Below are 21,396 nucleotides of genomic sequence, written 5' to 3' on the forward strand. Positions count from 1 at the left end.
CATGCCTCGATCCCCCGCCGCCCTCGCGCCTTGCCACCTGCGTGGTCTTGCGCGCCTGTCCATGCTTGCCTGCCTGGGCAGCGCGCTTATCCTGGCGGCCCCGCCTGCCGCGCAGGCCGCCGAACCGCCCGCCACCGCTTCCGCGGCCTGGGGCGTGGACCAGTTGATGTCCGCGCTGGCGCAGCGCAAATCCGGGCGCGTGCGCTTCACCGAGACGAAATATCTCGCCATGCTCGAACGTCCGGTGGAGTCATCGGGGGAGCTGGTATTCGTGGCGCCGGATCACCTGGAAAAGCGGACCGTTGCGCCCAAGCCGGAGAACCTCGTGCTCGACGGCGACATGATGACGGTGGAGCGCGGCGGCAAGCGGTTCGTGATGCCGCTGCAAAACTACCCGGAAATCGCGGCCTTTATCGAGAGCATCCGCGGCACCCTGGCGGGCAACCGCAATGCGCTGGAGCGTTACTATCGCCTCGGCATCGAGGGCCGCGCTACCCGCTGGACGCTGACCCTGACGCCGGCCGATTCGCGCATGGCGGGCATCGTCAGGCAGATCCGCATCGACGGCGCACGGGACGCGCTCGAGAGCGTGGAAATCGTGCAGGCAGACGGTGACCGCTCGGTGATGAAGATCAAGACGGCCGGCGCCCCATGACCGGACACGCTCGCCGCGACAGCTGGCGCCAGCGCCTGGCCGAACGGCCGGCGCGCATGGCCGTCGGCCTGTGGATGGTGTTCCTGCTGGCCTGCGCCGCGGTGGTTGCGCGCACCAGCTTCACGGCGGACTTGTCTGCTTTCCTGCCGCGCAGCCCGAGCGCGGAGCAGCAGTTGCTGGTGGACCAGTTGCGCGAGGGGCTGGTGTCCAGGCTGATCCTGCTTGGCATCGAAGGCGGCGACGCCGCCGGGCGGGCCGCTCTCTCCAGGGCCGTGGCGGCGAAGTTGCGGGCCGACCCGCGCTTTTCCTCGGCCAACAATGGCGAGCCGGTCAACCAGGCCAGCGACCAGCGTTTCCTCTATGCGCACCGCTACCTGCTCAGCCCCACGGTCACGCCCGAGCGCTTTTCGCCAGACGGGCTCAAGGCGGCGGTGGGCGAAAGCTTCGACCTGCTCGCCTCTCCGGCGGGACTCTTCACCAAAACGCTCTTGCCGCGCGATCCCACCGGCGAAATCACCTCCGTGCTGGGCCAGCTCGATAGCAGCCAGCGCGTGCCGCTGCGCGACGGCGCATGGATCTCGCGCGACGGCCAGCGCGCCGTGCTGCTGGCGCAGACCGCCAGCGCCGGCTCCGACACCGACGGGCAGGCAGATGCCATCGCCGCCATCCGCCGGGCCTTCGGGCAAGCCCGGCAGGCACAGCCTGCGCAGGCCGGCGCCGCACCTTACCGCCTTGTGATGACCGGCCCGGGCGTGTTCTCCGTCAGCACTCGCGACACCATCAAGCGGGAAGTGGAGCGCCTGTCCACGCTGGGCATCTGCCTTATCGTCACGCTGCTGCTGGTGGTGTACCGCTCGGTGCCCACGCTGCTGCTCGGGCTGGTGCCGGTCGTATCTGGCGCACTGGCCGGCGTGGCCGCGGTCAGCCTCGGCTTTGGCGGCACGGTGCATGGGCTGACGCTTGGCTTCGGCACCACGCTGATCGGCGAGGCGGTCGACTACTCCATCTACCTGTTCGTGCAATCCGCCCAGTACACACATGCCGGCCGGCGCGACGAACGGGCCTGGGTCGGCGCGTTCTGGCCCACGGTGCGTCTGGGCGTTCTGACGTCGGTCTGCGGTTTTGCTTCGCTGCTGCTTTCGGGCTTTCCCGGGCTCGCCCAGCTGGGGCTGTATTCCATCGCCGGGCTGACTACGGCAGCGCTGGTCACGCGCTTCGTGCTGCCGCGGCTGGCGCCGGCCAACCTGCGCATGCGCGATGTCACGCCGCTGGGCACGCGCCTGGCCCGCGCCGCCGCCCATGCCCACCGGCTGCGCTGGCCGATGGCAGCCTTGCTGCTGGCAGCCGGCGCGGTGCTGCTGATGCAGCGCGCCCCGCTGTGGAGCCAGGAAATTTCCTCGCTAAGTCCTGTGCCCGAGCGGGAACAGGCACTCGACGCCGCGTTGCGCGCCGACCTTGGCGCGCCGGACGTGCGCTACCTGGTGGTCTTGTCCGGCCCCGACCAGGAGAGCGTGCTGCAGGGTGCCGAGCGGGTGGCGCGAGAGCTGGATCCCCTGGTGGCGCAAGGCGTCATCGCGGGCTATGAGAGCCCGGCGCGCTACCTGCCCAGCCTGGCCACCCAGCGCGCCCGGCAGGCCAGCCTGCCGCCGCGGCCGGAACTGGCGCAACGGCTGCAGGCCGCGGTAGCGGATCAACCGGTGAAGCCCGGCCTGTTTACGCCGTTCCTGGACGAAGCCGAGCAAGCGCGCGGCGCGGCGCCGCTGCGCCGGGAAGACCTGCGCGGCACCTCGATGGCCCTCGCGGTCGACGGGCTGCTGACCCGCCACGGCGAGCGCTGGAGCGCCACGTTGCCGCTGCGCGCGCCCACGGCGACGCCACAGGGCAAAACGGGACCGTCAGCGGGGCCGAGCCTCGACGCCGCTCCGATCCGCGCCGCCATTGCGCGCGCGGCCCTGGACGACACGCTCTTTGTCGACCTGAAGAACGAATCCGACCACCTGTATGCCAGCTATATGCACGAAGCGCTGCGCCTGTCGCTCGGCGGGCTCGCCGCCATCGCCGTGCTGCTGACGATCGCGCTGCGCTCGCCGCGCCGCGTGCTGAGCACCTTGCTGCCGCTGGCCGCCGCCACGCTAGTGGTAGTTGCGGGGCTCGCCGCCAGCGGGCGGCAACTCACCATCCTGCACCTGGTCGGCATGCTGCTGCTGATCGCGGTGGGATCGAACTACGCGCTGTTCTTCAACGGCAGCGGCCGGCAGGCTTCCGCTATTTCGCCACATACGCTGGTATCCCTGATGCTGGCCAACATGACCACCGTGGCGGCTTTCGGACTGCTCGCCTTCTCGAGCCTGCCGTTGCTGCAAGCCTTCGGCATGACAGTGGGCCCCGGCGCGGTGCTCGCGCTATTGTTCTCCGCTATCCTGGCGCCGCCGGCGCTGCTGTCAGCGCCGGCCAGGAGCCAACCATGAGCCGCATGACACCGACCCCTCGCCTGCAAGCGGACGCCCGCCGGTGGCGTCCTGGCGCCCTGGTCAGCGGTACGCTGGCAGTGCATGCCGGCGCCGCCGCAGCCATCGTGGCACAGCCCGCGTCCCTGCCGTGGGCTGCCGGCGGTGTGATTGCCTCGCATCTGCTGCTGACGGCGGCCGGGCTGTGGCCGCGCAGTACCTGGCTGGGACCCAACCTGCGGCGCCTCCCGCCATCGGCACAGGGTTGCGTGGCCCTGAGCTTCGACGACGGTCCCAATCCCGAGGTGACGCCACGCGTGCTGGACCTGCTGGATCAGCACCGCGTGCAGGCCACTTTCTTCTGCATCGGCGCACGCGCGGCGCAGCACCCCGCGCTAGTCCGCGAGATCGTGCAGCGCGGACACGCGGTGGAGAACCACAGCCTGGACCATCGCCATCACTTCTCCCTGTTCGGCCCGGCCCGGCAGATGCGCGATATCGCCGCGGCGCAGCAGGTACTGTCGGAACTGACCGGCACCGCGCCGCGCTTCTTCCGGGCGCCCGCCGGGCTGCGCAACCCCTTCCTCGAACCCGTGCTGTGCCGGCTGGGCCTGCACCTGGCCAGCTGGACGCGGCGGGGCTTCGACACCGCCGCCGCCGGCGATGCCGATCATGTCGCGCGCCGCTTGCTGACCGGCCTGGCCGAGCGCGACATCCTGCTGCTGCACGACGGCAACCCAGGCCATGATCGCGCCGGCCGGCCGCTGGTGCTGGCGGTGCTGCCGCGTGTGCTGCGGGCCATCGACAGCGCCGGGCTGCGCTGCATAACGCTGCGTGATGCTACGTGACGCCGTGCACCGTGCGGCTTGCCGACACAGGCCATTTGATACAATCGGCGCACCGCGCAAACGGATCCACAAAGCAGTGTCCCCCCTTCTTTTCTCGCACTACACAGCCACCAGTTGCCTAGGCCATGGCCTCGACGCCACACTGGCGGCCTTGCGCGCACAACGCGGCGGGCTGATTCCCTGCGAGTTCAGCGATATCAGGCTGGATACGTATATTGGTGAAGTCGCGCAGGTGGACGAGACGTCGCTACCCGCAGTGCTGGCTGAGTTCGACTGCCGCAACAACCGGCTGGCGCAACTGGGGCTGGAACAGGACGGCTTTGCGGAGCAGGTTCGCGCAAGCGTGGCCCGCTACGGCGCGCACCGGATCGGTGTGTTCCTTGGCACCAGCACTGCCGGCATCCTGCAGACCGAACTTGCGTACCGCCGACGCGACCCCGACACCGGTGCGCTGCCCGCGGATTTTCATTACCGCGGCAGCCACAGCCCCTACTCGCTGGCGGAATTCGTGCGGTGCTACTTCGGCCTGCGTGGGCCCGCGGCATCCATCTCCTCGGCCTGCTCGTCCGGTGCCAAGGTGTTCGCCTCGGCACGCCGCATGATCGAGGCGGGACTGATCGATGCTGCCGTGGTGGGTGGCGTCGATTCGCTGTGCCACACCACGCTGTACGGTTTCAATTCGCTGGAACTGGTATCCAGCCAGCCATGCCGCCCCTACGACGCGCACCGCAATGGCATCTCGATCGGCGAAGGCGCCGCATTCGGCCTGCTGGAGCGCCTTCCCGCGGCAAGCGCCGCGCGCGCGAGCGAAGACATCCTGCTGCTGGGCATCGGCGAATCCAGCGATGCCCACCATATGTCAGCGCCGCACCCGCAGGGCCTGGGCGCCCGCATGGCGATGGCGCAGGCGCTGTCCAGCGCCGGCCTGACGCCGGCGCAGATCGACTACGTCAACCTGCACGGCACCGCCACGCGCAGCAATGACGCGGCCGAAGGCAAGGCCATGCTGGACCTGCTGCCCGCCGCGCCGTGCAGTTCGACCAAGGGCGCAACCGGCCACACGCTGGGCGCGGCCGGCGCCATCGAGGCGGTGATCTGCGCGCTGGCGCTGCGTCACGGCCTGCTGCCGGCGGGCATCAACACCACCGAGCCGGATCCCGAGTTGCCGCTCGACTACCTGCTGGAAAACCGCGAGCAGCCCGTGCACCGCGTACTGAGCAACGCCTTTGGCTTTGGCGGCTCCAACTGCAGCCTGTTGTTCGGGCGCGCCGATTCGCCAGGTTGAACCTATCCATGCAAGTGAGCGCATTCATCGAAGGCATCGGCCTGCTCGGACCCGGTTTCAAGGACTGGCCGCAAGGTGCCGCCGTACTTGCCGGCACGCTGCCCTATGTCGGCGAACCGACCGGGCTGCCACCACCGGCCGGCCTGCCACCGGCCGAACGGCGCCGCACCGGCCCCAGCGTCAAGCTGGCGCTGGGGCTTGGCCAGCAAGCCGCAGCGGCGAGCGGCATGGATGCGGCGGCCCTGCCAACCATATTCACCGCATCCAGCGGCGACGGCCACAACTATCACATGATCTGCGAAGCACTGGCTAGCGACGATCCGCTGATCTCGCCGACGCGCTTCCACAACTCAGTGCATAACGCGGCGGCGGGCTACTGGGGCATCGCCTCCGGTGCCATGGCAGCGTCCAATGTGCTGTGCGCCCGCGACGGCAGTTTCGGCGCCGGTCTGCTGGACGCCCTGTGCCAGGTGGCGGTGGACCGCGAAGCGTGCATGCTGATCGCCTACGACACGGACTACCCGGAGCCGCTGCGCAGCCATCGGCCGATCCCGGACGCGTTCGGCCTGGCGCTGGTGCTGCTGCCCGAGCCGACCCCGCGTTCACTCGCGCGCCTCGACATCACGCTGGCCGAAGCCCCGGCCAGCCGGATGGCGGACCCCGCGCTGGAACGGTTGCGCCAGGGCGTGCCCGCGGCGCGGGCCCTGCCCCTGCTGCAGGCGCTGGCGCAGGGCGGCCCGCGCGAGGTGGTGATCGACTATCTGGATGATCTGCGCCTGCGGGTGGCCGTTACCCCGGCGGCGGCGGCATAACGCCATGCATCCCGACGCGGCACCGCTGGGGCGCGCGTGGATCGCGGCGCATATACCGCATCAGGGCACCATGTGCCTGCTGGACACCGTGCTCGACTGGAGCCCGGAGTTCATCCGCTGCGAAGCCAGCAGCCATACCCACCCGGACAATCCGCTGCGCGCCCACGGACGCCTGGCGGCCGTTTGCGGCATCGAATACGCCGCGCAGGCCATGGCCGCGCACGGCGCCGCCTTGCAACAGCCGGCGCAGCGCCCGCGCGTGGGCTACCTCGCCAGCGTGCGCAAGCTGGACCTGCGCGTGGCGCGCCTTGACGATATCGCCGCGCCGCTGCTGGTGGAGGCCCACCGCATCAGCGGCAGCGAGAACAACATCCTCTATGCCTTTGAAGTCAGCGCGGCCAGCCAGTTGCTGCTGGCCGGCCGCGCCGCGGTCATCCTGGATGTCCCGCTGAGCCCGGCCGCTTAGCGCGCCGGCAGGATCTTGCCGGCCACTTCGCCAAACCCGACCCGATAACCGTCGCCCTGGCACCAGCCGGCCATGACCACTTCGTCGCCGTCTTCCAGGAAGCCACGCTTGCCGCCGTCGGCCAGCGCTACCGGCTCGGCACCGTTGCGGGTCAGCTCCAGCAGGCTGCCATAGGAATCCGGCGTGGTGCCGCTGATGGTGCCGGAGCCCATCAGGTCCCCCACGCGGACATTGCAGCCCGACACCGTGTGGTGGGCCAGTTGCTGCACCATGGTCCAGTACATGGCCTTGAAGTTGGTGCGGCAGACGGTGGTGGCATGCTCGGCGCCTTCCGGGCGCAGGGAGACTTCCAGCGCGATGTCGTAGGCATTGCGCTCCGGCTGCTGCAGGTATTCCAGCGGCTCGGGCGACTGCACCGGATTGTCGCGGCGGAACGGCTCGAGCGCGTCCATCGTCACCACCCACGGCGAGATCGAGGTGCCGAAGCCTTTACTGTTGAACGGGCCCAGCGGCACATATTCCCACTGCTGGATATCGCGCGCGCTCCAGTCGTTGAGGATCACCATGCCGAAGATATGCCCGGCCGCAGCGGCGGTGGTGACCGGCTCGCCAAGCGTCGACGGCTTGCCGACGATAAAAGCCATTTCCAGTTCGTAATCGAGCTTCTGGCAGGCCGTGAAGATCGGGCGCGGCGCGTTGGGCGGCTTGATCTGCCCCTTGGGACGGTGCAGCGCCGTGCCGCTCACCACCACCGAACTGGCGCGGCCGTTGTAGCCGATGGGAATCTCCAGCCAGTTGGGCAGAAGCGCATTGTCCGGATCGCGGAACATGCGGCCAACATTGGTGGCGTGCTCGCGCGAGGAGTAGAAATCCGTATAGCCGGGGATGTCCACGGGCAAGTGCAAGGTGGCCCAGGCCATCGGCACCAGGGCTTGCTCGTGCAAGGCGGATTTTGGACGCAGGATGGTGTCGTCCGCCGACAGCAAAGCCGTCAGGCGCTGTCGGGTTTCGGTCCAGGCCGGCTTGCCGAGCGCGATGAAGGCGTTAAGCGTGGCGCCGCCGAACACGCCCTTCACCGCGGCTGGCAACAGGCCTTCCGCATCCAGCACGGACAGGTCGAGAATCAGGTCGCCGATGGCGACACCCACGCGCGGGCCCTGCCCGTTCGGGGAAAAGATGCCGTAGGGAAGGTTCTGCAGCGGGAAATGCGTAATGCCATCGTTGGCGGAATCGATCCAACTCTGCTGGACGGTAGTCATCGGGGGCTCCGGAAGGGAATGACAAAAGGTGCCGGCAGCTTCGGCCGCGCGCGCACCCGCAAGACGAAATCGTTGGTCGGAATCAGCGCTGGCCGGGGTTGAAATGCTTCTTCAATCCTTGCCAGCACGTGTAGTAGTCGGCCTGCAACTGGGCCGACTTCGCCGCATACGGCGTCGGCCGGATCACGGCCGGCGTCTCGAACATGAAGGCCATGGTATCGCTGATGTGGTGCGGCTGCGAAGTATCCCCGGTGGTGGCCTTGGCGAAGGTCTCGGCATCCGGGCCGTGACCGGTCATGCAGTTGTGCAGGCTGGCGCCGCCGGGCGCGAAGCCATCGGCCTTGGCGTCGTAGACGCCCTCGACCAGGCCCATGAATTCGCTGGCGATATTGCGGTGGAACCAGGGCGGGCGGAAGGTGTTCTGCGCCGCCAGCCAGCGCGGGCCGAAGATGACGAAATCGATGGTATCCACGCCCGGCGTGTCGGAGGGGCTTTGCAGCACCAGGAAGATCGACGGATCCGGGTGGTCGAAGCTGATCGAGCCGATCGTGTTGAAGTGGCGCAGGTCGTACTTGTACGGCGCGTAGTTGCCGTGCCAGGCCACCACGTCCAGCGGCGAGTGCCCGATCGATGCGCGCCACAGGTTGCCCTGGAATTTCGCCACCAGTTCGAAATCGCCTTCGCGATCCTCATACCAGGCGTGCGGCGTCAGGAAGTCGCGCGGATTGGCCAGGCCGTTGGAGCCGATCACGCCCAGGTCCGGCAGGCGGAACAAGGCACCGTAGTTCTCGCAGATATAGCCGCGCGCTTCGCCGTCCGGCAACTCCACGCGGAAACGCACGCCGCGCGGCACCACCACGATCTCCTGCGGCTCCACGTCCAGCACGCCCATCTCGGTGGCCACGCGCAGCCTGCCCTGCTGCGGCACGATCAGCATTTCGCCATCGGCGTTATAGAAGAAGCGATCCGTCATCGACCGGTTGGCCAGGTACAGGTGGATGCCGCAACCCGACATGGCCTCCGGGCTGCCGTTGCCGGCCATGGTGACGATGCCGTCGACAAAGTCGGTCGGCTCGGTGGGCATGGCCGGCGGGCTCCAGCGCATCTGGTTGGGAGAAGGCTGCACGGCATCGAAGCGGCTGACGATGCGCGACTGCTCGACCAGCGTGAACGGCTCGTGCATGGCCGCCGGGCGGATGCGATAGCACCAGCTGCGCCGGTTGTGCGCGCGCGGCGCCGTAAAGGCGGTGCCGGAGATCTGTTCGGCATAGAGGCCATAGGGCGCGCGCTGGGGTGAGTTCTGCGCCACCGGCAATGCGCCGGGCAGAGCCTCGGTGGCAAACTCGTTGGCAAAACCCGACTGGTAGCCGGGCGTACCGTGGTCCGGCGCTTTGCCCGGAACGTTCAGTTGCGTCTGCGTCATGTCTTGTGTCTTCCTCTTGCGCTTACGATTTACGATGACTCTCGGTTTCTTGAAATGCGGCTGGGCGCGGCGTCAGGCTGCGGCCGCCGGGTCGGTGGCGGGCTGGACGACAGCCCGTGCGAGCACGCCCGCACGGGCGAGCTCCATGGCTTCCTGCAGGATGGCAAGGTCGCCGATGTGGTTGGCCAGCAGCAGGATGAGCTGCGCGTTGGCGGACTGGCTCTGGGCGTCGGACAGGTCGCGATGCATCTCGATCAGCGCCTCGTAGAAGTCGTCCGGGCGGGCCAGGTTGGGTTCAGTGTTCAACGGCATCAGCATGTCTCCCTAACGTCTCAGGCCACGGCCGTGGCCGCGGCAATACGTTCGTCACCGGCGGCGCCGTCTTCCTGCCAGCCGAGCGCCCGCCGCAACGCGGCTTGCACCTGGCCGGCATCGAATGCCCGCCAGCGCGCGCACACGTGCTGGTCAGGCCGCAGCAGGTAGACCGTGCCCGGCCGCCCGTCGTAGCGGCGCGCCAGCAGGCCTTCGCTATCCTCGAACAAGCGCACGCCGGCAGGTGCGCCGGGCGTCTCGCCGCCACCTGCCGGGACCACGCACAGCACTGCCAGCCGGACCTGTCCGCAGGCCAGCGCCTGCAAGGCGGTCAGCGCCAGTGCCGGCAAAGCGCCCGCGTCCGCGAAGACCATCGCGGCGAACTGGCTGCCCAGCTGGCGCAAAAGCCACGCGGCCTGGCCGTCCACCTTCACCGGCGCATCGGCGCACGACGTGCCTGGCGCCATCAGCCCCGTGAACTTCGCCTCGCCCTGCTCGTCGGCCGCATCCGGCGTGTTGAGGGGGGACGCGTGCAACACCGCCGGCACCGACAGCCGCCCGCTGTTGACGAGCTGGCGGGCAAAACCGTGCTGCCGTGCCAGCGTCAGCACGGCGTCGCGGAAGACGCGGCTTATGGGTGTCTTGGGCGTGATGAAATCGGTAGAGCGAGTTGAGTGGCGGATATTCTCGTCGGCGGCGTGCTCGCGCTCGCTGGCGTAGCTATCCAGCAAGGCATCCGGCGCGCTGCCCGCCAGCACCAGCCCAAGCTTCCAGGCGAGGTTCTCCGCGTCCTGCACGCCGCTGTTGGCGCCACGCGCCCCGAAAGGGGAAACGCGGTGCGCGGCATCGCCCGCGAACAGCACGCGGCCATGGCGGAAGCGATCCATGCGCTGGCAGGAGAAGGTATAGACACTGACCCACTCCAGTGCAAATTCGACACCATCGCCCAGCAACGCCTGGATGCGGGGGATTACCCGTTCCGGCTGCTTTTCCAGCTCCGGATCGGCGTCCCAGCCAAGCTGGAAATCGATGCGCCAGACATTGTCCGGCTGTCGATGCACCAGCACCGACTGGTTTCGGTTGAACGGCGGATCGAACCAGAACCAGCGCTCGCTCGGGAAGGGCGCCGCCATCTTCACATCGGCAATCAGGAAGCGGTCATGGAAGACGCGCCCCTTGCTTTCCAGGCCCATCGCATGGCGGACCGGGCTGCGTGCGCCGTCGGCCACCACCACGTAGCGGGCCTGCAGGGCATAGTTGCCATCGGGCGTTTCCACATCCAGCGTCACCACGTCGCCATCTTGCGTGAGCCCCGCCACGCGATGCTTCCAGCGGATCGCCAGGTTGGCCAGTTCGGCCGTGCGCTCCACCAGATAACCTTCCACATAGTATTGCTGCAGGTTGATAAAGGCCGGCCGGCCGTGCCCGCACTCGGGCAGCAGGTCGAAGCTGTAGACCAGCTCCTGGTCGAAGAAGATCTTGCCGACGTTCCAGCTCACGCCCTTGTCCACCATGCGCTGGCCGCAACCGAGGCGGTCGAAGATTTCCAGCGTGCGCTTGGCGAAGCAGATCGCGCGCGAGCCGGTGGAGAGCGTGCAGTCGTCGTCCAGCAGCACGACAGGCACACCCTGCTGGGCCAGGTCGATTGCCGTGGCCAACCCGACCGGGCCGGCCCCGATCACCACGACGGGATGGACCGGATGGCCGCCGGCGCCTGGCCGCGGCGCACTCTGCTCTGCGCAAGGCTGGTACGCGAAGGTACAGGCCTGGTAATTGGTTTCCATCTTGTCTCCATCCTCCAGCCATGACCGCTGGCGCGGTTCTCTCGGCAACGCTGCGGGTGGGCCGCGCTGCCGGCATGCCATCCCCGGCCGCGCGCTACTCCTGCAGCGCCGCCCACATATCCTTGTCACGCTGCGCGGTCCAGATACGCGGATGCTTGATGCCGCTGGCCTCGTCGTAGGCACGCGCCACGTCAAAGGGCAGGCAGTGCTCATAGATAAAGACCTGCCCGAACTTGTCGTCCATGGCAGCGCGGGTATGCGCCATGGCGCCCTTCAGGTCGAGCTTCTGCGCCACGGCTTCCTTGCCTCGCTGCAGCAGCGTGCTGACGAAGTCGCGCGTGTAGTCCAGGCCGCGCCCCACCAGTTCGGGATCGGTGAGCGCCGGGCCTCGGCCGGGGATCAGCGCCACCGGGTCCAGTGCGCGCAGCGCTTCCAGCGTAGCCGGCCATTCCTCGAGCTGCGCGTCGCCGCAATAGCAGGCCGCGTCGTACTCGACGAGGTCGCCGGAAAACAGGATCTTCTGCGACGGAATCCACACCACGGTATCGCCCTTGGTGTGACCGGCTCCGAGGTGCATGACCTTGACTTCGAGCGTGCCCAGGTACAACGTCAATTCGCGCTCGAACACCACGTTGGGCCAGGTCAGTCCAGGCACGGTCTCGACACCCGCGAACAGCCGCGGGAAACGCTCGATCTCGGACTTCATGTCGGCTTCGCCGCGCTCCACGATCATCTCGTAGGTGCCGCGGCTGGCGATCACGTTTTGCGCACCTTCCCTGAAGTAGGCCGAAGCGCCCAGCACCCGCACAGCGTGATAGTGCGACAGCACCACATGCTTGATGGGCTTGTCGGTAACAGCGCGGATGCGGGCAATCAGGTCCTGCGCCATTGCCGGCGTAGCGGTCGTGTCCACGATCAGCACACTGTCGTCGCCGATGATCACGCCGGAATTCGGATCGCCTTCCGCGGTATACGCGTAAGCGTTCTCCGACAGCTTGGTGAAGGTGACCTGCTTTTCCTGCAGATCCGCCTGCGATGCAAAGGCCTTGCTCATGGCTGCTCCTGTCTCGTTCTTTCTAGTGGAACCGGCGCCTGACGGGATGTAGTGCCGCCTTGCCGCCAGCCGGCAGGCAGCACCACAGGGGACAGTGGCGCCTGGTGAATTACACCGCCGGTGCGCTTCCAGCATTCTGCCGGGCTGGTAACATCACCTAAAATTACACAATCCGTAATTCATTTACCATATCGTAATCCCAGCCTGCGGACGTGTCAAACCCGCATCCTGCTCGCAGACCGGCTGACAGCCGAGAAATCCGGATGGCTCAGGCTTCTAGGTTAGGCGTGAAATACAGCGACGGGAGCACGGCGCGGCACGAGACAGCACGTGACGAGGCGGTGCGCGGAGATGCTCAGGCGTATACGGAGAACACGGGGAGAACGCCGGAAGGCGGCGGGCAATAGCCGACAGGCCAGCCACGGCGCAGGGGCCGAAGCCGTCAAAAGAGGGCAAGCGTCAGCCAGCCAGGCTGGCACCAGGCCATGCCAGGCAGGCGGGCAAAACTCCTTCAGCGGGCACAGGGGGGTGTGCCCGCTGAAGGTATGGCAAGCGTGCGCCGGCCCGTCCCGAAAGCGGGACCAGCACGAACACTCAGGCTGGCTTGTGACCTTCGCCCGGGCCCGACGCGAAGCCCGTGCTGACCGGGGTGGCCGGTGCAGGGCTGGTGGCGGCGGTGGGTGTCGCGGCAGGCGCCTGTCCGGCCATGGAAGCGGCCGTGACACCGCCATTGCGGCTGGCAATAAATGCGTTGACGTCTGCTGCAAGATGCTGGGGAGCCAGCACCACTTCCAGGCCCAGCGCCTCGCAAGCCGCTAGGAAAGTCGACATGCGGGGGTCGGCTTGACCCGATTCGGCCCGCAAGTAGGCTTCCCGGGAGATCCCGGCCTTACGGGCGACGTCTTCCTGCTTGAGCTTTCGCGCTCGGCGCAACGCCCGCAGTTGCCGGAACGGTTCGCTAGCGCCTCTAGGCACGGCTGTACTGTTCATGTCGGTCTCCAGTCACCAGTGAAAAAAAAGTGCGCGGACGTGCATTCGAGTATAGAGCACGCAAAGCGTTCCGTATGTAATCAGCGCAACACTTTGTGCAGATTTCTTGAGAGTACCTGAAGCAGGCATATCCACGCCTGTCAATAGGTCCAATAAAGCACAATTTTCTGCCTCCGTGGTGACATAACGGACGGCCGGGATTTAGGTTGACGAGAGCGCACTAACACAATATTGACAAACCGACCGGTCGTGCTATTCTTGCCGAATGCAAAAAGGTCAACTCACCCGCGCAGCCATCATCGAGCAAGCCCTGGACACTGCCGCGCAGGTGGGGTTCGAGCAGTTGTCGCTCGCCACGCTGGCGGCCGACACCAGTATGTCGAAAAGTGGTTTGTATGCCCACTTCAAGTCCAAGGAGGCATTGCAGGAAGCCGTCCTGGCGTTGGCCCTAGAGCGCTTCTCCGATGTCGTCATCCGGCCGGCCATGCGTCAGCCGAGGGGCACGCGGCGGGTGCAAGCCCTCTTCGAAGGCTACATGCTCTGGCTTGGCGGATCCGTCAACAGGGGCCGCTGCCTGTTCATGGCGCTGGGCCAGGAATACCGCGACCGCCCAGGCACCATCAGGGATCAGGTGGTGCAATCGCTGAAGGACTGGCACAGCCTCATCGCCCGGGCCGTGACCGACGCCATCGAGGAAGGCGACCTTTCCCAAGCGCAAGACGCGCGGCAATTCGCCTTCGAGATGGTTGGCATCGGCATGTCGTTTCAGCAGTCTTTCAAGCTGCTGGGCCGTGAGGACACCGAGATCATGGCGCGCCGCGCCTTCGAAGCCCTGCTCAGGCGTGCCGAGGTGGCACAACCGGAGCGCAAGTAGCGCGGCACTTACGGGACCGCCTGCGAGACGCCGCGACGCCGCATGAGATAAATCAGGGCGAAATACGGGACGACCGGACGTCGTCTTTTTTTGAAATAAGAAATAGCACGACTGGTCGGTCTTATCGGATGCCATGGTCCCCGAAACCGCAGACCCCACTCAGGACATTGTAAATATTTGCTGGAGGTGCCCGCCGTGACGCAAGCGACTTACCCAACCACCAAAACCCGGCAATCCGCGCCGGTACCAAGCAGCCCGATGCGCTGGGCGCGCCTTGGCTGGCAACTGGCCGGCCTCCTCTACCCCGCCGGCGCCGCGCGCGCGCTGGAACGCGCCTGGTTCCGCCCACCCCATGGCAAAGCCCCCGATGGCGCGGGCCGGGAGTTGCTTGCCCGTGCCCGCGTTGACTGGGCATTGGTGACCGGCCAGGGAGCGAGCCGGCGTGTGCGTGTCTATCGCTGGGGCAGCGAGGGCCCCACGGTGTTGCTGGCCCACGGCTGGGGCGGCCATGCGGCGCAATGGCAGCCCCTGGTCGCGCCGCTGCTGGCCGCAGGCATGCGCGTGGTGGCCTTCGACGCGCTATCGCACGGCGGCTCCGACGCGGGCGCGCGTGGCACTGGCCAGAGCTCCGTCGTGGAAATGTCGCGCGCGCTGCTGGCCACGGCATGGCATGCCGGACCGGTCCACGCCGTGATCGCGCATTCGCTCGGCAGCGCCGCACTGGCGCTGGCCATGCGCGAAGGCCTGCACCTGCGGGCTGCCGTGATGATCGGCCCGCCGGCGGACATGCACAACGCCGCCGCGGCATTGGCCTGGCGGCTGGGCATTGGCCCCGGTGTGCTCGCGCGCATGCAGCGCAACAGCGAGCGCTGGCTGGGCATGCCGTGGTCGGCCTTCAACGTCCCCGCGCTCGGCAACGCCGTGCCGGTCCCACCGACCCTGGTGATCCACGACCGCCAGGACAAGGAAGTCGGTTGGGAAAACGGCGCGGCAATTGCCGGCGCCTGGCCCGGTGCGCAACTGATGGCCACGGACGGGCTCGGGCATCGCCGCGTGCTACATGACGCAGCTGTCATCGCGCGCATGGTGGCATTCATCGGCGGCACTGTCGGCACATCGTCCCTCGGTGTGCCGGCGCGCATGGCCGAGGTCGAAGCCCAAGCCTGAACCTGGACCGGCCAGACTAGCGGGAAACTGCCCCTCCTCGCCAGTTCGCCGCAGCAATCCTGTTGGCCAAGTGGGTATGTGGCATGCCACATACCCACTATTGGTGGCTGGGGAGAATTCCTGGCGGTTAATTGCTTATCGGAGAAAAAACGCTGGCCGGCGTACCGGCCGCCCCCCCCCCGTTGCCAGACCGCCCGCCAGCCTCGCATCAAAACCCTTCGAGTACCAGCTTGCCTATCGTCCGCCCGCTCTCCAGGATGGCGTGGGCCCGGCGCAGGTTGGCCGCATCGATACGCCCGAGGTGCTCCCCCAGCGTGGTCTCCAGCCGGCCGGCATCGACCAGCCGCGCCACCTCGTTAAGCAGCCGGTGCTGCTCGACCATGTCCGGCGTGCCGAACATCGAGCGGGTGAACATGAACTCCCACACAAACGTGGCGCTCTTGCTCTTCAGGTCGCCCACGGCCAGTTCGCCGCTGTTCTCCACGATCGAGCAGATCTTGCCTTGCGGGGCGATCACGCTTGCCATGGTGCCGAAGTGTCGGTCGGTATCGTTGAAGCAAAGGATGTAATCGACTTCCGCAAACCCGAGGCTGCGCAGTTGCGCGGGCATGTCGCCGCGATGGTCGATGGTGTGGTCAGCACCGAGCTTGCGGCACCAGGCGGCCGACTCGGGCCGCGACGCCGTGGCGATGACGGTCAGCCCCGCCAGGGTCCTGGCCAACTGGATGCCGATGGAGCCCACGCCCCCTGCCCCGCCGATCACGAGCACGGAACGCCCCGCGTGCTCGCCCCGGGGTGACACGCCCAGGCGATCGAACAAGGCTTCCCAGGCCGTGATCGCAGTCAGCGGCAAGGCCGCGGCATGAGCAAAGTCGAGCGAGGCGGGCTTATGGCCGACGATGCGCTCGTCGACGAGGTGGAACTCGCTGTTGGCGCCGGGCCGGGTAATGCTGCCAGCGTAGAAGACCGGATCGCCCACCTTGAACAGCGTCACATCCGGCCCGACCGCGGCGACCGTGCCGGCGGCATCCCATCCCAGGACGCGCACGGCGGGCTCCACCTTGTCTTTCGGGGCCCGTACCTTGGTATCCACAGGATTGACTGAAATCGCCGCCACCTTGACCAACAGGTCACGGCCTTCAGGCACGGGGGTTGCAATCTCGACATCGACCAGGGATTGCGGGTCGTCGACCGGAAGGTAACGGGTCAGGCCAACAGCTTTCATTGCAGGGCTCCTTCAAGCAGGTTCTCGGCGGCACGGGACCGCGCCATGACCATAGCGTAGTCCCGTCTGCCCGCATTGATTAGCCGGAAAATACAACAATCAATTTCCCGAAAATCCGGAAAATGGCCAAGCGTCGCCCTACCCTATTGCGTCGTCCCCGGAATCGTCCCCGCCAGGATCTGCCCGCCTCCGTAGCTGGACTGCCGCGGCATCTCTCCGCCCAGCATCATCCGGATCGCGCAGTACTTGAATTCCGGGATCTTGCCAAAAGGATCCAGCGCCGCATTGGTGAGTTTGTTGATGGCGGCCTCGTAGTAGCAGAACGGCACGAACACGGCACCGCGCGGGGTGCTATCGTCCGCCCGCGCGAACAGCGATACCTGCCCCCGGCGCGAGGCCAGCGTCACCAGGTCGCCGGGCCGGCCGCCGAGCGCGGCGAGGTCGAGCGGATGCACCAGCGCCACCGGTTCCGGCTCGATCGCATCCAGCACGCCGGCGCGCCGCGTCATGCTGCCGGTGTGCCAGTGTTCCAGTTGCCGCCCGGTGATCAGCACTGTCGGGTATTCCTCGTCGGGCCGCTCGGCGGCGGGAATGATGTCGGCGGGCACGAAGCGGGCCTTGCCCGTCGCGGTGGGAAACGCGTCGGTGAAGATCACGGGCTCGCCGGGATCGCCTTCGGCACGGCAGGGGTAGGTCACCGCGTTCTCGCGCTGCAGGCGCTCCCAGGTAATGCCGCCGATGCTGGGCATGGCGTGGCGCATCTCATCGAACACATCGGCCACGCTCGCGTACGGCCAGTCCAGCCCGAGCCTGGCCGCCATCTGCTGGATGATCCACAGGTCCTGGCGCGCCTGCCCTGGCGGATCGATCGCCTGGCGCCCGAGCTGCACGGTGCGGTCCGTGTTGGTAAAGGTGCCGGTTTTTTCCGGAAACGCCGATGCCGGCAGCACCACGTCGGCCAGGTAGGCCGTCTCCGTCAGGAAGATATCCTGCACCACCAGGTGGTCCAGCGCCGCCAGCGCCTCGCGCGCATGGCGGGCGTCGGGATCGGACATGGCCGGATTCTCGCCCATGATGTACATGCCGCGTACTTCGCCGCGCTCGATGGCCTGCATGACTTCGACAACGGTCAGTCCCGGCTGGTGGTCCAGCGGCACGCCCCACAGCGACTCGAAACGGGTGATGGCCTCGGGATCGTCGACGCGCCGGTAGTCCGGGTACATCATCGGGATCAGGCCGGCGTCGGAAGCGCCCTGCACGTTGTTCTGCCCGCGCAGCGGATGCAGCCCCGTGCCCGGCCGGCCGATCTGCCCCGTCATCAGCGCCAGCGCGATCAGGCAACGGGCATTGTCGGTGCCGTGCACGTGCTGGGAGATGCCCATTCCCCAGAGAATCATCGAGGCTTTGGCAGTGGCATACATGCGCGCCACATAACGGATGGTGTCGGCATCGATGCCGCAGATGGGCGCCATCGCCTCCGGGCTGTAGGCGGCCACATTGCGCAGCAGTTCGTCGTAGCCGATGGTGCGGCTGGCGATGAACGCCTTGTCGACCAGCCCGTCATCCACGATGACATGCATCATCGCGTTGAGCAGCGCCACATCGGTATCGGGCTGGAATTGCAGGAAACGATGGGCGAAGCGGGCCAGGTCGGAGCGGCGCGGATCGGCCACGATCAGCCTGGTGCCGTTCTTCACCGCGTTCTTGATCCAGCTCGCCGCCACCGGATGATTGACGGAGGGATTGGCGCCGATCACGATCACCACTTCGGCGCGAGCCACATCCATCACCGGGTTGGACACCGCCCCCGAGCCGATCCCTTCAAGCAGCGCCGCCACCGACGAGGCATGGCAAAGCCGCGTGCAATGGTCCACGTTATTGCTGCCGAAGCCGGTGCGCACCAGCTTCTGGAACAGGTAAGCCTCTTCGTTGCTGCCCTTGGCGGAACCGAAGCCGGCCAGCGCGCGCTTGCCGTGCGTATCGCGAATGCCTGCCAGCTTGCCGCCCGCGAGCGCGAGCGCCTCTTCCCAGCTGGCTTCGCGGAATACGTCCATCACGCGTTCGGGGTCCATCACGAAATCGCCGCGCTTGGGGACACCCTCGCGCCGCACCAGCGGCACGGTGAGCCGGTGCGGATGCTGCGCGTAGTCAAAACCGTAGCGGCCCTTCACGCACAGGCGCTTCTGGTTGGCCGGGCCGTCGCGTCCCTCGACAAACAGGATGCGGTTGTCCTTGACGTTGTAGGTGAGCTGGCAGCCCACGCCGCAATACGGGCAGACCGAATCCACCTGGCGCTCCGGCACCGGCAGCGCCGCGTCGCGCGCGGGCATCAGCGCGCCGGTCGGACAGGCCTGCACGCACTCCCCGCAGGCCACGCAGGTGGAAGCGCCCATCGGATCGTCCATGTCGAACACAATCGCGGCGTGGTCGCCGCGAAAGGCCAGGCCGATCACATCGTTGACCTGCTCGTCGCGGCAGGCGCGCACGCAGCGGGTGCACTGGATGCAGGCATCGAGATTGACGGCGATGGCCGGATGGGACAAGTCCGCCGGCACCGCGGCGCGCGGCGCAAAGCGCGGCTTGCCGACTGCCAGCCGCGCGGACCACTGGTCCAGTTCGTTGTTGCGCGTGTAGTGCGCCTCGGGCATATCGGATTGCAGCAACTCCAGCACCATGCGCTGCGCGCGCACCGCGCGCTCCGAGCCGGTCTCGACGTCCATGCCCTGAGCCGGGTAACGGCAGCATGACGGCGCCAGCACGCGTTCGCCCTTGATCTCCACCATGCAGGCGCGGCAGTTGCCGGCGGTGTCCAGGCCGTCCTTGTAGCACAGGTGCGGCACGTCAAAGCCCTCGCGCTGCGCCACCTTGAGCAGGCTCTCGCCCGGCCTTGCGGAGACTTCCCGGCCATTCAGGCGAAAAGTCACCGTGGTGCCGGAGGAGGCTTCGACTTGCGCACGTTCGGCGCGGGTCAGTGCATTCATATCGTCCTCGCGGCTCAGGCCAGTTCCTGCGGGAAATACTTGATCACGCAATCCACCGGGTTGGGCGCGGCCTGCCCCAGCCCGCAGATCGAGGCGTCGCGCATCACCGCGGACAGGTCCGCCAGCGCGGGCAGGTCCCACTTCGGCTGCCCGATCACATCCAGCGCCTTGGCGGTGCCCACGCGGCATGGCGTGCACTGTCCGCAGGATTCCTGCTTGAAGAAATGCATCAGGTTGCGCGCCACGGCAACGGCGCTGTCCTGCTCGGAGAACACCACGATAGCGGCCGAGCCGATAAAGCAGCCGTAGGGCTGCAGCGTATCGAAATCCAGCGGGATGTCGCCCAGCGACGCCGGCAGGATGCCGCCGGAGGCGCCGCCCGGCAGGTAACCGTAGAAGCCGTGGCCGTCCTGCATGCCGCCGCAGTACTCCTCGATCAGTTCCCTTACGGTGATGCCCGCCGGCGCCAGATGCACGCCCGGCCGCCTCACCCGCCCCGACACCGAAAAGGAACGCAGGCCATGCCGGCCATTGCGCCCCTGCGCGGAGAACCATTCCGCGCCCTTCTCCAGTAGCTCGCGCACCCAGTAGAGCGTCTCGAAGTTGTGCTCCAGCGTGGGCCGGCCGAACAAGCCGACCTGCGCCACGTAAGGCGGACGCAGCCTGGGCATGCCGCGCTTGCCTTCGATCGATTCGATCATGGCCGACTCTTCGCCGCAGATATACGCACCGGCGCCGCGGCGCAGCTGGATGTCAGGCAAACCCGGCACCGGCGGATCGGCATGCAGGCGGCGCAGTTCCTCGCCAAGCACCGCCCGGCAACCGGCATACTCGTCGCGCAGGTAGAGATAGATCGCCGAGACCTGCGTCACCGCGGCGGCGATCAGCATGCCTTCCAGGAAGCGATGCGGATCCCGTTCCAGGTAGACGCGATCCTTGAAGGTGCCTGGCTCGCCCTCGTCCAGGTTGACCGCCATCAGGCGCGGCGCCGCCTCGGCCATCACGATGCGCCATTTGCGCCCGGTGGGGAAACCCGCTCCGCCCAGCCCGCGCAGGCCGGAATCCTCCATTGTGCGAAGCACGGATTCGAAATCGCGCTCGCCCGCGGCCAAGTCCCGCAGCAACTGGTAGCCGCCCTGCGCGCGATAGTCGTCGTAGCCCAGATAGGCTTCCGGCTTATGCCGCACGGCGCGCGCGGCCACCGTGCCGGCAATGGCTGGCGCGCTGGCGAAATCAACGGGATTCTGTCCGACCAGCGCCGCGGGCGCGCGCTCGCACCGGCCGATGCACGGCGCCGCCACGACCTTGACCTCGCTGCCCAGCAGGGCCGGCAGCCTGGCGAGCAGGTCGCGGGCACCCGCAAGCTCGCAGGCGATGCCTTCGCACACGCGCACCGTCACGGCCGCCGGCGGCCGGATCGCGCCATCCGGATCCTCGCGCACCACGTCGAAGTGGTGATAGAAAGTGGCGACCTCGTAGACCTCGGCCTGCGACAGCCGCATCTCGTGCGCCAGCGCCACCAGGTGCGGGATGGCGAGCTGGCCGTAATGGTCGTTGATGGCGTGCAGGTGTTCGATCAGCAGGTCGCGCCGGCGGGAGGCATCGCCCAGCAAGGCTCTCACCTCGGCCAGCGCGGCCGGATCGGCCTGCCGCCCCTTGGGTTGACGGCGCTTGCGCTGCTTGCCGATATCCTGGACCGCGATGGGAATGACGACCGGGTTCATGGCAATCTCGGTGACTGTCTCTCGTGGGTGCCGAATGGCAACGGGGCAAGCGCTTGACACGCTTGCCCGCCGCTCTGGTCTTATCCTGCC

General features: G+C 67.5%; 17 protein-coding genes. 8 read left to right on the forward strand and 9 right to left on the reverse strand.

Annotated features, from left to right (window positions below):
- The first annotated feature begins 1 nt into the window (after position 1).
- The 6 genes from AC1DS6_RS12600 to AC1DS6_RS12625 all read left to right on the forward strand — a co-directional run bounded on the left by AC1DS6_RS12600 (position 2) and on the right by AC1DS6_RS12625 (position 6,513).
- Positions 2 to 655 carry a LolA-related protein gene (locus tag AC1DS6_RS12600; protein ID WP_441630592.1) on the forward strand — a complete coding sequence of 218 codons (654 nt, stop codon included), beginning with the start codon at positions 2 to 4 and terminating at the stop codon, positions 653 to 655.
- Positions 652 to 3,123 (forward strand): MMPL family transporter, encoded by a 2,472-nt coding sequence (locus AC1DS6_RS12605; RefSeq protein ID WP_477102557.1) that lies wholly within the window; start codon positions 652 to 654, stop codon positions 3,121 to 3,123. The genes AC1DS6_RS12600 and AC1DS6_RS12605 overlap by 4 nt, the downstream gene beginning before the upstream one ends.
- Entirely contained in the window at positions 3,120 to 3,950 is an 831-nt protein-coding gene (locus tag AC1DS6_RS12610; protein ID WP_441630596.1) for a polysaccharide deacetylase family protein, read from the forward strand. Before AC1DS6_RS12605 ends, AC1DS6_RS12610 begins: the two co-directional genes overlap by 4 nt.
- A 76-nt stretch (positions 3,951 to 4,026) precedes the next feature.
- Positions 4,027 to 5,235: a beta-ketoacyl-[acyl-carrier-protein] synthase family protein gene (locus AC1DS6_RS12615; RefSeq protein ID WP_441630598.1), complete on the forward strand. Its 1,209-nt coding sequence runs from the start codon at positions 4,027 to 4,029 to the stop codon at positions 5,233 to 5,235.
- Positions 5,236 to 5,243: 8 nt separating this feature from the next.
- A complete protein-coding gene (locus AC1DS6_RS12620) occupies positions 5,244 to 6,047 on the forward strand; it encodes a beta-ketoacyl synthase chain length factor (RefSeq protein WP_477102558.1) in 804 nt (267 codons plus the stop codon).
- Positions 6,048 to 6,051: 4 nt separating this feature from the next.
- Entirely contained in the window at positions 6,052 to 6,513 is a 462-nt protein-coding gene (locus tag AC1DS6_RS12625) for an ApeP family dehydratase (RefSeq protein WP_477102559.1), read from the forward strand.
- Here the strand turns inward: AC1DS6_RS12625 and fahA are convergent.
- From fahA to AC1DS6_RS12655, 6 genes are all read right to left on the reverse strand, one after another.
- Entirely contained in the window at positions 6,510 to 7,772 is a 1,263-nt protein-coding gene (fahA, locus tag AC1DS6_RS12630; RefSeq protein ID WP_441630603.1) for a fumarylacetoacetase, read from the reverse strand. The genes AC1DS6_RS12625 and fahA overlap by 4 nt on opposite strands.
- Positions 7,773 to 7,854: 82 nt before the next feature.
- Complete coding sequence (gene hmgA, locus AC1DS6_RS12635; protein WP_035862755.1) at positions 7,855 to 9,195, reverse strand: homogentisate 1,2-dioxygenase; 1,341 nt, start codon at positions 9,193 to 9,195, stop codon at positions 7,855 to 7,857.
- 72 nt (positions 9,196 to 9,267) lie between these two features.
- Complete coding sequence (locus tag AC1DS6_RS12640) at positions 9,268 to 9,507, reverse strand: DUF2783 domain-containing protein (RefSeq protein WP_441630605.1); 240 nt, start codon at positions 9,505 to 9,507, stop codon at positions 9,268 to 9,270.
- A 20-nt stretch (positions 9,508 to 9,527) separates the two neighbouring features.
- Positions 9,528 to 11,291 (reverse strand): FAD-dependent oxidoreductase, encoded by a 1,764-nt coding sequence (locus AC1DS6_RS12645; RefSeq protein ID WP_477102560.1) that lies wholly within the window; start codon positions 11,289 to 11,291, stop codon positions 9,528 to 9,530.
- Positions 11,292 to 11,385: 94 nt separating this feature from the next.
- A complete protein-coding gene (locus AC1DS6_RS12650; protein ID WP_428178644.1) occupies positions 11,386 to 12,345 on the reverse strand; it encodes an MBL fold metallo-hydrolase in 960 nt (319 codons plus the stop codon).
- 594 nt (positions 12,346 to 12,939) lie between these two features.
- Positions 12,940 to 13,335: a helix-turn-helix domain-containing protein gene (locus AC1DS6_RS12655; protein ID WP_081862071.1), complete on the reverse strand. Its 396-nt coding sequence runs from the start codon at positions 13,333 to 13,335 to the stop codon at positions 12,940 to 12,942.
- Positions 13,336 to 13,600: 265 nt separating this feature from the next.
- Between AC1DS6_RS12655 and AC1DS6_RS12660 the strand changes: the two genes are divergently transcribed.
- Entirely contained in the window at positions 13,601 to 14,209 is a 609-nt protein-coding gene (locus AC1DS6_RS12660) for a TetR/AcrR family transcriptional regulator (RefSeq protein ID WP_477102561.1), read from the forward strand.
- A gap of 258 nt (positions 14,210 to 14,467) precedes the next feature.
- Positions 14,468 to 15,376, forward strand: a complete 909-nt coding sequence (locus tag AC1DS6_RS12665; protein ID WP_477102584.1) for an alpha/beta fold hydrolase — start codon at positions 14,468 to 14,470, stop codon at positions 15,374 to 15,376.
- Positions 15,377 to 15,584: 208 nt separating this feature from the next.
- On the opposite strand, the gene AC1DS6_RS12670 is transcribed toward AC1DS6_RS12665, so the two are convergent.
- The 3 genes from AC1DS6_RS12670 to AC1DS6_RS12680 all read right to left on the reverse strand — a co-directional run bounded on the left by AC1DS6_RS12670 (position 15,585) and on the right by AC1DS6_RS12680 (position 21,306).
- Positions 15,585 to 16,601 carry a zinc-binding alcohol dehydrogenase family protein gene (locus tag AC1DS6_RS12670; protein WP_477102562.1) on the reverse strand — a complete coding sequence of 339 codons (1,017 nt, stop codon included), beginning with the start codon at positions 16,599 to 16,601 and terminating at the stop codon, positions 15,585 to 15,587.
- 143 nt (positions 16,602 to 16,744) lie between these two features.
- The gene (gene fdhF, locus AC1DS6_RS12675; protein WP_477102563.1) at positions 16,745 to 19,582 is read right to left on the reverse strand and encodes a formate dehydrogenase subunit alpha; all 2,838 of its coding nucleotides are present in this window, start codon (positions 19,580 to 19,582) and stop codon (positions 16,745 to 16,747) included.
- A gap of 14 nt (positions 19,583 to 19,596) precedes the next feature.
- The gene (locus tag AC1DS6_RS12680; protein WP_441630616.1) at positions 19,597 to 21,306 is read right to left on the reverse strand and encodes an NADH-ubiquinone oxidoreductase-F iron-sulfur binding region domain-containing protein; all 1,710 of its coding nucleotides are present in this window, start codon (positions 21,304 to 21,306) and stop codon (positions 19,597 to 19,599) included.
- Positions 21,307 to 21,396 lie beyond the last annotated feature (90 nt).

Source organism: Cupriavidus sp. 05L310 (genome assembly GCF_056398185.1).